Source organism: Rhizobium mongolense subsp. loessense (assembly GCF_900099775.1).
In the GTDB taxonomy this organism is placed as follows: domain Bacteria; phylum Pseudomonadota; class Alphaproteobacteria; order Rhizobiales; family Rhizobiaceae; genus Rhizobium; species Rhizobium loessense.
In genome coordinates, this window is sequence record NZ_FMTM01000003.1 from 596,431 (window position 1) to 611,878 (window position 15,448).

Annotated in this window: 17 protein-coding genes; 9 read left to right on the forward strand and 8 right to left on the reverse strand. The window is 60.2% G+C overall.

The features are described 5' to 3' along the window. Positions 1-4: 4 nt before the first annotated feature. Complete coding sequence (locus BLP23_RS14195; protein ID WP_092585439.1) at positions 5-913, reverse strand: DMT family transporter; 909 nt, start codon at positions 911-913, stop codon at positions 5-7. Between the two features lie 96 nt (positions 914-1,009). Between BLP23_RS14195 and BLP23_RS33135 the strand changes: the two genes are divergently transcribed. The 4 genes from BLP23_RS33135 to BLP23_RS14215 all read left to right on the forward strand — a co-directional run bounded on the left by BLP23_RS33135 (position 1,010) and on the right by BLP23_RS14215 (position 2,812). Then, positions 1,010-1,189: a hypothetical protein gene (locus BLP23_RS33135; protein WP_139187061.1), complete on the forward strand. Its 180-nt coding sequence runs from the start codon at positions 1,010-1,012 to the stop codon at positions 1,187-1,189. Between the two features lie 324 nt (positions 1,190-1,513). Next, positions 1,514-2,284 (forward strand): SDR family oxidoreductase, encoded by a 771-nt coding sequence (locus BLP23_RS14205; protein WP_092585441.1) that lies wholly within the window; start codon positions 1,514-1,516, stop codon positions 2,282-2,284. Positions 2,285-2,363: 79 nt separating this feature from the next. Next, positions 2,364-2,570, forward strand: coding sequence for a CsbD family protein (locus tag BLP23_RS14210; protein ID WP_039845079.1), 207 nt, complete (start codon positions 2,364-2,366; stop codon positions 2,568-2,570). Between the two features lie 50 nt (positions 2,571-2,620). Further along, the gene (locus BLP23_RS14215) at positions 2,621-2,812 is read left to right on the forward strand and encodes a hypothetical protein (RefSeq protein ID WP_092585442.1); all 192 of its coding nucleotides are present in this window, start codon (positions 2,621-2,623) and stop codon (positions 2,810-2,812) included. Positions 2,813-2,831: 19 nt separating this feature from the next. Here BLP23_RS14215 and moaA read toward each other — a convergent pair whose 3' ends face one another. Next, positions 2,832-3,896, reverse strand: coding sequence for a GTP 3',8-cyclase MoaA (moaA, locus tag BLP23_RS14220; RefSeq protein ID WP_407691789.1), 1,065 nt, complete (start codon positions 3,894-3,896; stop codon positions 2,832-2,834). A 115-nt stretch (positions 3,897-4,011) separates the two neighbouring features. On the opposite strand from moaA, the gene BLP23_RS14225 reads away from it, so the two are divergent. Both BLP23_RS14225 and BLP23_RS14230 read left to right on the forward strand, forming a co-directional pair. Further along, positions 4,012-4,386 (forward strand): gamma-butyrobetaine hydroxylase family protein, encoded by a 375-nt coding sequence (locus tag BLP23_RS14225; protein ID WP_092585444.1) that lies wholly within the window; start codon positions 4,012-4,014, stop codon positions 4,384-4,386. Positions 4,387-4,415: 29 nt separating this feature from the next. Beyond that, a complete protein-coding gene (locus BLP23_RS14230; protein ID WP_092585445.1) occupies positions 4,416-5,606 on the forward strand; it encodes a low temperature requirement protein A in 1,191 nt (396 codons plus the stop codon). A gap of 2 nt (positions 5,607-5,608) precedes the next feature. Here the strand turns inward: BLP23_RS14230 and BLP23_RS14235 are convergent, their stop codons facing one another. Beyond that, positions 5,609-6,076, reverse strand: coding sequence for a MarR family winged helix-turn-helix transcriptional regulator (locus BLP23_RS14235; RefSeq protein WP_092585446.1), 468 nt, complete (start codon positions 6,074-6,076; stop codon positions 5,609-5,611). A 45-nt stretch (positions 6,077-6,121) separates the two neighbouring features. Between BLP23_RS14235 and BLP23_RS14240 the strand changes: the two genes are divergently transcribed. Both BLP23_RS14240 and BLP23_RS14245 read left to right on the forward strand, forming a co-directional pair. Continuing rightward, on the forward strand, positions 6,122-7,075 hold the full coding sequence (locus BLP23_RS14240) for an alpha/beta hydrolase (protein ID WP_092585447.1): 954 nt from the start codon (positions 6,122-6,124) through the stop codon (positions 7,073-7,075). A gap of 49 nt (positions 7,076-7,124) precedes the next feature. Next, positions 7,125-7,736, forward strand: coding sequence for a pyridoxamine 5'-phosphate oxidase family protein (locus BLP23_RS14245; protein WP_092585448.1), 612 nt, complete (start codon positions 7,125-7,127; stop codon positions 7,734-7,736). A 24-nt stretch (positions 7,737-7,760) separates the two neighbouring features. Here the strand turns inward: BLP23_RS14245 and BLP23_RS14250 are convergent, their stop codons facing one another. The 5 genes from BLP23_RS14250 to fumC form a co-directional block, all read right to left on the reverse strand. Then, a complete protein-coding gene (locus tag BLP23_RS14250; protein ID WP_092585449.1) occupies positions 7,761-8,828 on the reverse strand; it encodes a GGDEF domain-containing protein in 1,068 nt (355 codons plus the stop codon). Between the two features lie 227 nt (positions 8,829-9,055). Beyond that, complete coding sequence (locus tag BLP23_RS33690) at positions 9,056-9,394, reverse strand: hypothetical protein (RefSeq protein ID WP_167363887.1); 339 nt, start codon at positions 9,392-9,394, stop codon at positions 9,056-9,058. Positions 9,395-9,403: 9 nt separating this feature from the next. After that, entirely contained in the window at positions 9,404-11,011 is a 1,608-nt protein-coding gene (locus BLP23_RS14255; protein WP_092585450.1) for a fumarate hydratase, read from the reverse strand. 364 nt (positions 11,012-11,375) lie between these two features. Next, on the reverse strand, positions 11,376-11,597 hold the full coding sequence (locus BLP23_RS14260) for a hypothetical protein (protein ID WP_139187062.1): 222 nt from the start codon (positions 11,595-11,597) through the stop codon (positions 11,376-11,378). Positions 11,598-11,751: 154 nt separating this feature from the next. Further along, positions 11,752-13,143: a class II fumarate hydratase gene (fumC, locus tag BLP23_RS14265; RefSeq protein ID WP_092585452.1), complete on the reverse strand. Its 1,392-nt coding sequence runs from the start codon at positions 13,141-13,143 to the stop codon at positions 11,752-11,754. Positions 13,144-13,551: 408 nt separating this feature from the next. Between fumC and BLP23_RS14270 the strand changes: the two genes are divergently transcribed. Next, the gene (locus BLP23_RS14270; RefSeq protein ID WP_092585591.1) at positions 13,552-15,414 is read left to right on the forward strand and encodes a L,D-transpeptidase family protein; all 1,863 of its coding nucleotides are present in this window, start codon (positions 13,552-13,554) and stop codon (positions 15,412-15,414) included. Positions 15,415-15,448: the final 34 nt, after the last annotated feature.

Here is a 15,448-nt window from a genome sequence, read left to right on the forward strand (position 1 = left end):
GTTCTCAGACGGGGCTTCTCGGCTCGGATTCCTGCGCCATCGGCGGCACGCGGCGTTTGGCCTCGCGATAGAAAGTATAAAGGCCGGACGCGATGACAACCGCAGCCCCGCAGAGCGTCCAGAAATCCGGCACCTCGGCGAAGAAGAACACGCCGAGAAGTGCGGAGAAGATCAGGCTCGTATAGCGGAAGGGCGCGACGAAGGAGACTTCGCCGGTGCGCATTGCGAGGATCACGGATTGATAGCCGATCAGCACCAGGACGGAAGCGAGCAGCAGGTGCGAAAGCGAAGTGAGGCTGACGGGCCGCCAGCCGCCGAGCGCCGGCATGAGGAGTGCGCCGAAGAAGGCGACCGACATCGCGGTGACGACGGTCACCATTAGCGAGGGAATTTCAGGATCGATGGAGCGGGTTGCAAGATCGCGCCCCGCCGTCACCAGCACGCTGGCGACGCAAAGAAGAGCTGCGGGTGTGAAGCCTTCGGGACCGGGACGGATGATGATCATGACGCCGAAAAGGCCCACCAGGATCGCCGACCAGCGCCGCCAGCCGACTGGCTCGCGGAAGAAGAGTGCTGCTCCGAATGTCACGACGAGCGGCAGGGACTGCAGGATGGCCGAGGCATTGGCGATCGGCATCATGCCCAGTGCCGTGATGTAGAAGACCGCGGCAAGAACTTCGCAGATGACGCGCACGATGATAATCGGCTTCAGCACGACGCGCCAGGAGCGCAGCGCCCCTAGATGGCGGGCGATCAGATAGACGAGAATGCTGGTGAAGACGCCACGGATAAAAATGATTTCGCCAGCGTTCATATAGCTGATGACCGACTTGGAGAGGGCGTCGCTAGAGGAAAAGCCGGCCATGGCCAAGCTCATGAAGATTGCGCCCTGGGTATTGCGAGACCGCGGCATGAAAAGAGATTCCTGATTTTCGTGCCGTCCTTTTAGAGGGGATCGCGCATCAAGGGAATCGAATGAAAGTCACATCCAAAATAAATCGATTGCGCGGTGCACCATAAGCAGCGCGATGCCGAGTTTGGTGGCGCAAGCCCCGGTTTTGCAAGGCAAATCCTTTCTGTTGCCACGGCCTTCGCCACCCGCATTGTCACGAAAGTGCTTCTGTTCGTCGTTCCGCGGGTCGTCCTGATCGCGGGGCTCGGCGACGATCGAACGGTATCCAGGACGTGAGCCGGGCGGTGCACGACGTCGAACTCGTCACGATAGCAGAACTCGGCGATGGTCGGCGAAACCAATGCCTCGATCCACGCCTGCGCCAGCGCCTCGACATGCTTTCGGACAAGATCGAGCGGTTCCACAGGCGTGAGCCGGAGGGAGAGGTGGCTGGGAACGCGGGTGGGTCGCCTGATAGTGCCGCCACCGGCAGAATTGGAACCCGCCCTCGACCGTCCGTGGTTTTTTGTTTCTTCCGGGCGCAGGAAACGGGTGGATGCAGCCGCACGGTTTTGCGATCTGAGTGCCGAACTTGATCTTCAGCAATAAACGGAGTCCGGCATGAACAGCCTGAATGGAAAGATCGCAATCGTCAGCGGCGCCAGCGCCGGTATCGGCCGCGCCGCGGCCAAACTCTTTGCCGCTAAGGGCGCGAAACTCGTCGTCACGGCACGGCGTAAGGCAGAATTGGAGATGCTCGTCGCGGAGATCGAGGCAGACGGCGGAGAGGCGGTTGCCGTTGCAGGCGATATACGCGACGAGGAACTGCATCGAGCCCTTGTGGAAACGGCGTCAAGGCGTTTCGGGGGCCTCGACATCGCCTTCAACAATGCGGGCGGCACCGGCGCCTATGGCTCGCTTGCCGATATCTCGCTCGGCGATTGGCGCGATACCGTCGATCTCAACCTGACAAGCGGATTTCTTGCCGCCAAGCATCAGGCGCCGGCGATGACTAAGCGCGGCGGCGGGTCGATCATTTTTACCTCGACCTTCGTTGGTCATACGGTGGGCATGCCCGGCATGGGCGCCTATGCGGCGGCGAAGGCGGGGCTGGTGGGGCTCGTGCAGGTGCTCGCGGTTGAATTGGGCCCAAAGAATGTGCGGGTGAACGCACTGCTTCCCGGTGGCGTCGACACGCAGGCAAATCCGATCAACTTTCCCGACGCCACGCCGGAGACGATCGCCTTCGTCAAAGCTTTGCACGCGCTGAAGCGGGTCGCCCAGCCCGAAGAAATCGCCAAGGTGGCGCTTTTCCTGGGCTCGGATATGGCGAGCTTCGTCACCGGTTCGACAATGCTCGCCGACGGCGGCGTTTCGATCAATCGCACGTAGCGGCTTCCTGTCTAAAAATTTGAACAAACCCGAGCTGTTGGCGTTTTCCATTCATGTCCAGGTAAAGAGGAGAAGGAAGATGGATTGGAATCGTGTCGAAGGAAACTGGAAGCAGATGAAAGGTAAGATCAAGGAACAGTGGGGCAAGCTCACTGACGACGATCTCGACCAGATTGCGGGCCGCCGCGAGCAGCTTGAAGGCAAGATTCAGGAGCGCTACGGCATTGCCAAGGATCGCATCCATCGCGAGGTCGACGACTGGTATGAGCGTCAGACCTGGCATTGAGCATTAGCCCGGCTCTCGCCGGGCTTCCCTCAAGAAAAAGAAGACACATCATGCCGGAAGATGTTCCAGATTCCACTGAACCGCCGCGTGGTCCCGCACCGACCCCGGACGCGCCCGACCGCGTTCAGGAAAAGCCGCCGTTAAAACCGGATCATGCCCCCTCAGACGACAAGACTCCCGACGATCCGTCGCCTGTGGATCCGGCACTGTTGCCGATCGGCGATCCTGCCGGCGCTGCTTGAGGCGTTCTAATGGAAGCAGTCACCCGCCGGTGACGCTCATGTGGCGGGAGACCGCCGGGCGGTTGTGGGTCCGGTCGATGATGAAGTCGTGGCCTTTCGGCTTGCGGGTGATCGCTTCGTCGATCGCGGCGCAGACCAGGCCGTCGTCGTCCGTGGCGCGCAATGCAGAGCGGAGGTCGGCGGCATCGTTCTGTCCGAGGCACATATAGAGCGTGCCCGTGCAGGTGAGGCGGACCCGGTTGCAGCTTTCGCAGAAATTATGCGTCATCGGCGTTATGAAGCCGAGACGGCCGGCGGTCTCAGTGACTTCGACATAGCGTGCCGGACCGCCGGTCTTGTAGCCGATATCGGTTAGCGTGAACTGCCGTTCGAGATCGGCGCGAAGCTCGGAGAGCGGCAGATACTGGTCGGTTCTATCCTCGTCGATTTCGCCCATGGGCATGGTTTCGATGACGGTGAGGTCCATGCCGCGGCCATGGGCGAAACGCAGCATGTCCGGTATCTCGGCTTGGTTGAAATCCTTGAGCGCGACCGCATTGAGCTTGATCTTCAAGCCGGCCTTCTGCGCCGCGTCGATGCCTTCCATGACCTTGGCAAAGTCGCCCCAGCGGGTGATCTTGCGGAACTTGTCGGGGTCGAGCGTATCGAGCGAGACGTTGATGCGGCGCACGCCGCAGTCGTAGAGCTCCTCCGCATGGCGGGCAAGCTGGGAGCCGTTGGTCGTCAGCGTCAGTTCCTCGAGGCCGGAGCCGATCCTCTTTCCGAGCTCGCGGACGAGGAACATGATGTTCTTGCGCACCAGCGGCTCGCCGCCGGTCAGCCTGATCTTGCGCACGCCCTTGGCGATGAAGGCGCAACAGAGCCGGTTCAGCTCTTCCAGCGTCAGAAGGTCCTTCTTCGGCAGGAATGTCATGTTTTCCGCCATGCAGTAGGTGCAGCGGAAATCGCAGCGGTCGGTGACGGAGACGCGCAGATAAGTGACCGCCCGTCCAAAGGGGTCGATCATCGGGGCCGCATCTGCCACTAGCGGCGATGCGCTTGCTATCGTTCCAACGTTGCTGTTCACCAATACCTCCGTCGTCATGGTAATGTGGACAGATGTAGCTGCACCGTCAAGGGAAAGGCGGGGGACGCACGGTAAATTGAGCTTGCCTCGAAATGCTCGATTGCCTACTGCTCTGTGACAATTGGAGGGAGCGATGAGCGATATCTGGCCTACTGAACTGCGTGTCTCGAAGGACCGGCAGCGTTTGACCGTGACCTTCAACGACGGCCAGAGCTTTGATCTTTCGGCCGAAATGTTACGCGTGCTTTCGCCCTCGGCAGAAGTCCAGGGTCATGGGCCGGGGCAGAAGTTGACGGTTCCCGGCAAGCGCAACGTTGCGATCATCTCGATGACGCCGACCGGCAATTATGCCGTGCGCATCGGCTTCGACGACATGCACGATACGGGCATCTTCACCTGGATCTATCTGCGCGAGCTCGGCGAGCGTGGGCAAGAGCTGTTTGCAGAATACGAGAAGGAACTCGGCGAAAAGGGCATGAGCCGCGACGTCGCGGAAAAGCCGCGCTGAGCGATCAACAGCCATAAAGGGGGGGGGAAATGGCGGGGACCACAGGTAAAAACTGGCTGCGTTCGAAGGGAAGTCCGGCCGACAGCAAGGTCAGCTTTCTCGAGCTGTTCTTCGACCTGGTGTTCGTCTTTTCCATTTCCCAGCTTTCCCACGCGCTGGCGGCCCACTACACGCCGCTCGGCGCAGTCGAAGCGGCGCTGATGACCTTTGCCGTCTGGTGGGTCTGGGTCTTTACCGCCTGGGTAACGAACTGGCTCGATCCGGAAAAGATGCCGGTGCGCGGCATGCTCGTTGCTCTGATGCTGCTCGGATTGGTGCTTTCGGCCTCGATTCCCGAAGCTTTCGGCGACAAGGGACTGCTTTTTGCCGCTGCCTACGTGCTGATGCAGGTCGGACGCTCGTTCTTTGCGCTCTATGCGATGAAGGATGCCGGTCGCTCGAACTATCTGAACTTCATCCGCATCAGCACATGGCTTGCGGTTGCCGGCGTTTTCTGGATCGCCGGCGGTTTTCTGGACCATGAGGGGCGGCTGATTACATGGATTATCGCGCTCCTCATCGATTACGCAGGCCCGGCCTCAGGTTTCTTCGTGCCGGGGCTTGGCAAGTCGACGGCGGCGGACTGGGATGTCTCGGGCGCCCATATGGCGGAGCGTTGCGCGCTGTTCATCATCATCTGCCTCGGCGAAGCGATCCTCGTTTCCGGCCGCACCTTTTCGGAGCTGCCGTTTTCCGGTCTAACGACCGTCGTTTTCGTCACGGGTTTTGTCGGAACCGTCGCGATGTGGTGGCTCTATTTCCGGTTCGGGCATCAGCGGGCCGCACACCGGATCGAGCATGACGAGACGCCGGGCCGCCTTGCGCGGCAGGCTTTCACCTATGCGCATATTCCGATTCTGGCCGGCATCATCGTGCATGCGGTGGCCGTCGAGTTCATGTTCTCGCATCCGCACGACAGCGGCGATGTCGGCGTGATGGCTGCGATCCTCGGTGGCTCGGGACTTTTCCTTGTCGGCAATCTCTGGTTCAAGGGCGCGACGAGCGGGCGAGCGCCGCTTTCGCACATCGCGGGCCTTGTGCTGCTAGTCCTATTGGCGTTCCTGGCACCTGTGCTGGAAGTCTATGTGATGGGCATTCTGGCGACGCTGGTGCTGATCGTCGTTGCCGCATGGGAATACAGATCGCTTGCCGGCCGGCCGGCCGGGCGCACGCTGCACTGACATCAATCCTCGTCGCGCAGATCCTGCTGCAGCACGCCGATGATGCGTTCCATCGAGCTTGCCATGGCCATGCACTGCTCGATCGGCTCGGGGGACAGCACCCGCTCGATCAGGTCGGTCTGGATCACCATGGCGCGCTCGGTGACGCTACGGCCCTCGGGTGTCAGGTAAAGCCGCAGCACGCGCTTGTCCTTGTCGTCGCCGCGGCGCTCAATCAGGCCGCGTTTTTCCATCTGTGGCAGCAGCATGCTCATATTCGAGCGGCCGACGAGGAGCTTGCGGGCAAGCTCCTGCTGCGAGATGCCCTCGAAGCGATAAAGATTGATCAGAATATCGAGATGCGGGGTCTTGATATCGAGCTCTGCCAGCGAGCGGCCCAAGGATTGCTGCATCAACTGGCAGGCGCGGGCGACGGCGATCCAGCTGCGAAAACGCGGATGATCCCAAGGAAGGGATTGATTTTTGTTCATCGTTGTACTTTATTGTTCAGTGTTGAACATTATTGGATTCCCACTATGCCAAACTTTGCACTGAAGGTCACCCGCCTCGGATTTTCGCTGTTGCAGGCAGTTTCACCGCTTCTTGCGGGCAAGACGGCATTCCGGCTGTTCTGCCTGACGCCGTCCGCAAAGCCAAAGGGCGCAAAGGCGAGGGCGGCACATGCGGCTGGCCGGGCATTCCTGCAATCGGCGGAGCGAATCGAGCTTCGCCTTGCGGGTGGGCGGCGGGCGCATGCCTACCGGATAAACGGCGGTGCTGCCGGCAGGCGGCAGCGTTTCCTCGTGACGCACGGGTGGGGATCGAGCATGGAATACATGACCGATCTGATCGGTGCGCTTGCCGCAAGCGGCTCGGAGGTGATCGGCGTTGATTTTCCGGGCCACGGACGGGCAGGCGGACGCTTCCTGCATATGGGGCTTGCCGTACAGACGATCGCCGCAGCCGAGGCGCGGTTTGGGCCATTCGACGCGACAGTCGGCCATTCCTTCGGCGGCGCGGCCCTGATGGTTTCAGCGGCGGGCCTGCTGCCTGAAATCGAAGCGCTGTCGGCCGGAAAGATCGTCACGATCGGCTCGCCGAGCGAGATGAAATGGCTGTTTGCCGGCTTCGGCCGGATGGTCGGCCTCCAAAAGGCGGCTCAGGCGGCGCTTGAGGGTGAGGTGCACCGGCTGACCGGCCGGAGACTGGAGGATTTCGATGCGGGGGGGGCGGCTGCAACAATGGCGCGCCCGATGCTGGTGATCCACGCGGAAGACGACAAGGAAGTCAGCGCTAATCATGCGCGGCGCTACGCCGCCTCGGGCGGGAGCGTGCGGCTCTTCTGGGCCAACGGCTTCGGCCACCGGCGGATCGTCAGCGCCGAGCCGGTGCTTGCGGAGATCCGGCGTTTCCTTGCCGATGATCCCATCAAAAAAGATGCTGAGATCATTCCGCTTTTTGAGCTTCCGGGCAAACGGGCGTCATTGTAGCGTTATTTCGGGCAGCTAATTGGCGGTCTTTGGAACGGGCAGGACGATCATGAAAGTCATCAGGACGGTTGAGGAACTCGGCAAGATCTATGCGGGGGGCCTGACGCAGGCGTCCCTTGCCAAGGTGACCAAGGTGCTGACGCCGCTCTACCGCCAGATGATCGAAGCTGCGCCCTTCATGGCGCTGGCGACCGTCGGGCCCGAAGGGCTCGACTGCTCGCCGCGCGGCGACATCGGCGGTGTCGTGCGGGTGATCGACGAAAAGACGCTGCATCTGCCCGACTGGCGCGGTAACAACCGCGTTGATTCGCTTTCGAACATCGTGCGCGATCCGCGCCTTGCGCTCATGTTCCTGGTGCCGGGTTCGAACACGACGATGCGCATCAACGGCCGTGGGGTGGTGTCGGACGACGAGGCGCTGCTCGAAAGTTTCGAGATGGATGGTAAGCATCCGCGCACCATCGTGGTGATCACAATCGACGAGGTCTATTTCCAGTGCGCCCGCGCTCTTATACGAGCTCAGCTTTGGAATCCGGAGAATTTTGCCGATCCGGCGAGGCTGCCGACGCCCGGCCTGATGCTCAAGGCGGCGGCGGAAGATTTCGATCACGAAACCTATGACCGTGAGTGGGCGGGCCGTGCGGCAAAGACGATGTGGTAGGCAGCTGTCACCGAATGGTGACTTCTACGACTTGTAGATCAGCCAGCTCTTGCTGAAGTCTTTCTGCATACCGTCCTGGTAGAGGGTGCAGCAGTTGCGCCCGGCATTCTTTGCTCCGTAAAGAGCGATGTCGGTCTTGTAGTAAAGCTCGCCCGGATCATCGGCGTTCGATGCCATGCAGACACCCATGGAGACGGTCACGGGGCCATAATTCACGCGGGTGCGGGAATTCTTGAAGGGGGTTGCCTCGAGCGTGCGGCGGATGCGCTCCGCCATGCTCATCACTTCCTCCGGCGTATTGCCGTCGACGATCAGCGCAAACTCCTCACCGCCGGTGCGGGCGACGAAGATATCGCGGCGGACATTGGCGCGGATGACGGAGGCGACGGTCGCGAGGATCTTGTCGCCGACCGGATGGCCGTAGGTGTCGTTGATCTTCTTGAAATTGTCGATATCGGCAAGTACCAGCGCGGTGATGGGCTTCAGTGCCGGATTGTCGAAGACGGCGGCGAGGCGATCGTCGAAGGCCCGGCGGTTGGAAAGACGCGTCAGCGAGTCGGTATTGGCTATGCGCTTGTATTCATCGAGTTCCTTGCGGACCCGATCCATCTCCTGCGAGCGCTGGGCGAAGTTCTCGACAGTCCTTTCGCCATGCGCCATCGTATCGCCGGTCGCCTCGGTCAGAATCGTGATGGCGTTTTCGATGAGTTCAACGCTCGCGGCACTCTTGGAATTGATGCGCTTGTAGGTTTCGCCGAGCAGCTTGTTGTAGCTTTCCAGGGAGGTCTGCTCCTGGCGCAGGACGCGCAGGAGCCCTTCGAGCTCAGCGGCGATGCGCGTATGAGCGTCATCGAAGACGCGGGCAGGCGAATGGGTGAAGTGCTGCTCGCCGAGCGCGTCGAGTTCTTGCTGCGTCGCCTGGCTGCCAAGCGCAGCAAGATCGCGCGTCAAGGCGGGGTTGGAGCCGATGTAAGCCTCATAGAAGAGCTCGTAATTGCGCGGGATTGGCGCGACCCCCATCGAGCGCATGGCATAGGTGATCTGACCTGCCACGTCGGGAACCTGCGCCTTTGGCGCTGCAGCCGCAGTCATTCGGCATACTCCTCAATGAGATTTCGAAGGCAATCTTCTATTGAATAGCTTAAATTCGTTGGGAAAGGATTAAAGGCACATATACTAAAGATTAGATGTGAGTATTCTGGTTCCTCGACGATGAAATACTAGGCAATTGAAATCAGGCGAAAATCTGAGTCTTTCTCATATTTTGGCGCATTTTGCCGCAAAAAACACCCCAAATTATGCGGGCATTTCCGACGACTTTAGTCGTCTTCGATTTGTTGACAATTGGTGTCGAAAACGTGCTCTGTTGTAAACGGTAGACGAGGTGCACATTCCTTCTCAATGGACCTGGAGCGGTTCAACAGAAGGCATGAGATTATGGAAACCTCTCGTCGTACGTCCCCGGTCATTCTTGCGGCCGCCATCGTCGCCGGCTCGGCATTGTTGTTGCAGGACAGCGGCTTCTTGACGGCGCGTTCCGCACCGATATCCTCGCCAGCGTAAGGGCCGAGGAATCGCTGGGCGCTGCCGATTTTCAGGCGTTGAATGGTCTGGCCAGCACCCAGCGGATCGATCCGCGCAAGACCGCGGCGGCTCACTGATGGCACTCAGCCGAGATTGAGCTCCTGGAAGAAGTCGTTGCCTTTGTCGTCGATGACGATGAAGGCCGGGAAATCCACGACCTCGATTTTCCAGACAGCCTCCATTCCGAGTTCTGGATATTCCAGGACGTCTACCTTCTTGATGCAATCCTGCGCCAGGCGAGCGGCCGGACCGCCGATCGAGCCGAGATAGAAGCCGCCATGGGCCTTGCACGCTTCGCGCACGGCGCGGGAACGGTTACCCTTGGCAAGCATCACCATCGAGCCGCTGAAGGACTGGAACTGGTCGACATAGCTGTCCATACGGCCGGCGGTGGTCGGGCCGAAGGAACCCGAGGCGTAGCCGGCGGGCGTCTTTGCCGGGCCGGCATAATAAACCGGGTGGTTCTTCATGTAGTCGGGCATGCCTTCACCCTTTTCGAGGCGTTCGCGGATTTTCGCATGGGCGAGGTCGCGCGCGACGATGATCGTTCCCGTCAGCGACAGGCGGGTCTTGACCGGATGCTTGGTCAATTCGGCAAGGATGTTAGTCATCGACTGGTTGAGATCGATGCGGACCATCGATTCCGACAGCTTCGTCTCGTCGATCTCCGGCATATACTTCGACGGGTCGGTTTCCAGCTGTTCGACGAAAATGCCGTCGCGTGTGATCCTTCCCTTGGCCTGACGATCGGCAGAACAGGAGACGCCGAGGCCGATCGGAAGCGATGCGCCGTGGCGGGGCAGGCGGATGACGCGCACGTCGTGACAGAAATATTTGCCGCCGAACTGGGCGCCGACGCCCATTTGCTGCGTCAGCTTGTGGATTTCCATTTCCATCTCGACATCGCGGAAGGCGTGGCCGCTCTCGGAGCCTTCCCTCGGCAGGTTGTCGAGGTACCGTGTCGAGGCGAGCTTGACGGTCTTGAGGTTCATTTCGGCCGAGGTGCCGCCGATGACGATCGCCAGATGGTAGGGGGGGCAGGCTGCCGTCCCCAGCGTCAGGATCTTTTCCTTGAGGAAGTCGATCATGCGGTCATGCGTCAGAAGCGAAGGCGTGCCTTGATAGAGGAAGGTCTTGTTGGCCGAACCGCCGCCCTTGGCGACGAAGAGGAAATCGTAGGAATCCGTGCCTTCCTCATAAATGTCGATCTGGGCGGGCAGGTTATTTTTGGTGTTTTTCTCCTCGAACATCTTGAGAGGCGCGAGCTGGGAATAGCGCAGGTTCTTCTTTTCGTAGGCGTCCATTACGCCCTTTGCGAGTGCTGCGTAATCCCCGCCTTCGGTCCACACCCGGCGGCCCTTTTTGCCCATGATGATCGCAGTACCGGTGTCCTGGCACATGGGGAGGATGCCGCTTGCAGCGATATTGGCGTTCTTCAGAAGGTCGTAGGCGACGAAACGGTCGTTTTCGGTTGCTTGCGGATCGTCGAGTATGGCGGCCAGTTGCTTCAGGTGGCCGGGTCGCAGCAGATGATTGATGTCGGCAAAGGCAGTTTCGGCAAGCAGGCGCATGCCCTCTGGTTCTACCGTCAGGATCTCTTGTCCCCTGAAGCTGTCGACAGAGACGTGGCCGCTGCTGATCTTGCGGTAAGGGGTAGTGTCCTTGCCGAGCGGGAAGAGATCGTCAGCCATCGAAGTGACCTTTCTTGAGAATTGGCATCGCACAGTTTGGAACCGATCTAAATCGGCCGAACGGCAAATGCAATCGTCAAGCAGGCATCGTTGCCCCCATCGCATGACGACCACAGCGTGATTATTCGGCGTTCATGGATGGTGAATTATACCGGCTTCTAACCGGACTTAAGCGAGCACAGATATCAGCAAGCGGGCCTGGCAGAACGCCGAACGGGCCGAGCAAAGAGATACAACGATGCAAAGATCTCAGCATCGTCATTTCTGGCGGTGGCTCTCGTCATCCTCAGCGGCGCTGGAAACGCCCTCAGCAAAAACAGCGGTTCTCTGACCGGCGCCTTCCCCACGGAAATCCTTGCAAGGCTTAATCCTGCCAGGGTTTTCTATGCCGGTTCCCTGAAGAGGCCGGAGCTTCCGGCAGCACGTCAGTAAAAACCCGTCCGGACCGCAGCCGGGCGAATCTTGTCAAATCAGACTGGACCGCACGCTGCAGGCGGAACAAGCGCTCCACGAAGTCGATGTCTTCAGCGGCTTCGTGATCACGGCTGACGTAGGTGGCGGTCAGCTTCGTCGGAAGGTTGTCCACGATCTTGCACTCGAGCGCAACACCGATCACAAGGCGAAAAGCTCGCGATCTCTGCGAGCCTTTTTTGTTTTATTTCGTGCAGCCGGTTTCAAGCGAGCCGCCCATCAGCTTCGTCTGCCGGACAGGTTTGGGAGGTGGACGAGTTCGCGCCGGCTTACTTCGGGCCGATCATCTGTTCGGGGCGGACGATCTCGTCGTACTGTTCGGAGGTGACGAGCCCGCTTGCGAGTGCTTCTTCCTTCAAAGTCGTGCCGTTCTTGTGCGCCATCTTGGCGATCTTGGCGGCGTTGTCGTAGCCGATCGTTGGGGCAAGCGCGGTGACGAGCATCAGCGAACGCTCCAGGCCGGCCTTGATATTGTCCTCGCGGGCCTCGATGCCGACGACGCAATTGTCGGTGAAGGAAATAGCCGCATCGCCGAGAAGCTGGACGGACTGCAGGAAATTGTAGGCCATCATCGGGTTATAGACGTTGAGCTCGAAATGACCCTGGCTGCCTGCGAAGGTGAGGGCGGCGTGATTGCCGAAGACGTGGGCGCAGACCTGCGTCAGCGCCTCGCACTGCGTCGGGTTGACCTTGCCCGGCATGATCGATGAGCCGGGTTCGTTTTCCGGCAGCGACAGCTCGCCGAGGCCGGCACGCGGGCCGGAGCCGAGCAGGCGGATGTCGTTGGCGATCTTGAACAGGGCGGCTGCTGCGGCATTGATGGCGCCGTGGCTGAAAACCATGCTGTCATGCGAGGCAAGCGCCTCGAACTTGTTGGGCGCGGTGACAAACGGCATATCGGTAATCTTCGCGATCTCCTCCGCCACCTTTTCCGCAAAGCCGGCCGGCGCGTTCAGCCCGGTGCCGACGGCGGTGCCGCCCTGCGCCAGTTCGCAAAGGCCGGGAAGCGTCATCTCGATGCGCTTGATGGCGGAGCCTGCCTGTGCCGCATAGCCGGAGAATTCCTGCCCAAGCGTCAGCGGGGTCGCGTCTTGGGTATGCGTGCGGCCGATTTTGATGATGTGGTTGAACTCGACGACCTTCATGTCGAGGGCCGCATGCAGGTGCTTCAGGGCCGGTAACAGGTGGTGGGCGATCTGTTCGGCGCAGGCGATGTGCATGGCCGTCGGGTATGTATCGTTCGAAGATTGGCTCATGTTGACGTGGTCGTTCGGATGCACCGGCTTCTTGGACCCCATGACACCGCCGAGCATTTCGATCGCCCGGTTGGAGATCACCTCGTTGGCGTTCATGTTCGACTGCGTGCCCGAGCCTGTCTGCCAGACGACGAGCGGGAAATGGTCGTTGAGCTTGCCGTCGATGACCTCTTGAGCGGCGGCGACGATCGCCTTGCCGATTGCCGGATCGAGCTGGCCGAGTTCCATGTTCACCCTGGCGGCTGCCTGCTTGACGATGCCGAGGGCGCGCACGATCGATAGCGGCTGCTTTTCCCAACCGATCTTGAAATTGCCGAGCGAGCGCTGCGCCTGGGCGCCCCAATAGCGGTCGTCCGCCACGTCAATCGGGCCAAAGGTATCTGTTTCGGTACGGGTCGAGATCATAGCCATGCCTTCCTGTCGCATGCGCCGAAGCGCGTTCGTTTCAGGTCGGTCTTATAGGTCCGAACGGACCTCAAGAAAACCGGGCCGGAGACGGAATATGAGAGCGTTATTCATGTTTTAGGGTGTTCTTCGTGGTTTTTAGGACACGCTTGAAACTTTATGCCCGGAGGGCGCGTTTGACCACTGTGGCAATCGCGCGAAATTCGGTAAAAAATTAACTAATAATTTCATAATTTTGTGTGAACTGCATGCCGGCGGCACGCTTTGACGGGGTCACACAAGTTGTGCCGGTGCTTCTGGCGCTCGGAGCCGGTTTCTGCCAATGGACCGGGAAAGCCAGACTATTTGAATTTTGAGATGGGCTTGGCCCATGCCAAGGACAGCGTGATACTGAGACTGGAAAAAAGCATGACATCGTTTTTCAAGGGTGCGGTCTCCGCACTGGCACTTTCCTGCGGATTTGCGGCGATGGCCGCGCCGGCGCATGCTTATACGCTGATGGACATGATCCGCGGCCACCGCGAGCGGACCCCGATCATCAATCCCGCCAATCCAGGAGATTTCGGCGAAATGCCGGCCATGCCGCTGCCGAAGGTCAGCGGTCCGCGCTACTATACCTACAAGCCGGACGCGATGCGCTACGTCAATATCGCCAAGTTTGGCGAACCGACGGTGACGGGCGCGATCGCGTCTGCGTCCGGTGAAGCGGCCATGGCGCCGGTCGTCGTCGAACGCCAGTTCCTCGCCGAAGCGAAGGTTCGCGCCGACGTAAATGTCGCAAAGGCTCTCGAAACCTATTACGGCAGCTCCCAGAACCCCTTTGTCTGGCTGACCGGCGCAGAGGTAAACGATCGTGCCAAGGCGGCGATGAGTTTCCTTTCCGGTGTCGGTGCCGTCGGCCTAGACCCGGCCGACTACGCCGTCGACCTGCCGGCCGTCGACCCGGCCAAACCGGATCCGGCCGCCCGCGATCGCGCTCTTACCCAGTTCGAGCTGCAGCTTTCCTCGAAGGTGCTCGCCTATGTCCAGGATACGGTGCGCGGACGCATCGATCCGAACAAGATTTCGGGCTACCACGATTTCAGGCGCAAGCAGGTCAACCTCGGTCCGGTTCTCAAGCTTGCACGCATGAGCCCTGATATCGGCGCCTATCTTACCAGCCGCACGCCGGATGGCCCGCAATTTGCAGCACTCAAGGAGGAGCTAGCCAAGCTTAAGGTCGAGACGGCTGGCGACGAGCCGATCACGATCTCGCTCGATCGGTTGCTGCGCCCGGGCGACAGCTCGCCGGAAGTCGCCAATATCGTCAAGGCCATCGGCAAGCATGGCTCGGAAGCGCTGAAGGCGCAGCATGCGGCAACGCTCGCCTCCTATAGCGGCGGCTTCGTCTACTCGCCCGAGCTGGTTTCGTTGGTCGAGGATTTCCAGAAGGAACACAATCTAAAGCCGGACGGCGTAATCGGCCAAGCGACCATCCGCATCATGACCGGCGGCGACAGCAACGCTTCGAAGATCGAGAAGCTCACCGTCGCGATGGAGCAGGCGCGCTGGCTGCCGGAAGATCTCGGCTCGCGCTACGTCTTCATCAACCAGCCGGCCTTTATGGTCTACTACCACAACGACAACAAGGAACAGTTGTCGATGCGCGTTGTGGTCGGCCAGAAGTCCAACCAGACCTATTTCTTCCAGGACGAGATCGAGACCGTCGAGTTCAATCCGTTCTGGGGTGTTCCGCAGTCGATCATCATCAACGAGATGCTGCCGAAGCTGCGCGCCGATCCGAATTATCTCGATCGCCTCGGCTATGAAGTGGCGATCAACGGCCATGCCGTTCCGTCTTCCAGCGTCGATTGGTACGGCTCGACCTCCAATGTCTCCGTGCGCCAACCGCCGAGCGGCGACAATGCCCTGGGCGAATTGAAGATACTGTTCCCGAACAGCCATGCGATCTACATGCATGACACGCCGTCGAAGAGCTTCTTCAAGCGCGACATGCGGGCGCTGAGCCATGGCTGCGTGCGTCTTGCCGATCCGCGCGCAATGGCGGCGGCCGTGCTCAACACGAGCGTCGCCGATGTGGCAAGGCAGATCGCCGTTGGCCAGAACAAGGCGGTCTCGGTTCCGCAGAAAGTTCCGGTCTACGTGTCCTACTTCACGGCATGGCCGAACAAGGACGGCGTCGTGGAATATTTCAACGATGTCTATGGCAGAGATGCCTATGTCGAGAAGGCATTCGAGGCGACGACGAAGGCGCGGGACGCACAGATCTGAGTGTTTTCGATCCGGAATGGGCGGCGGCGGTCTT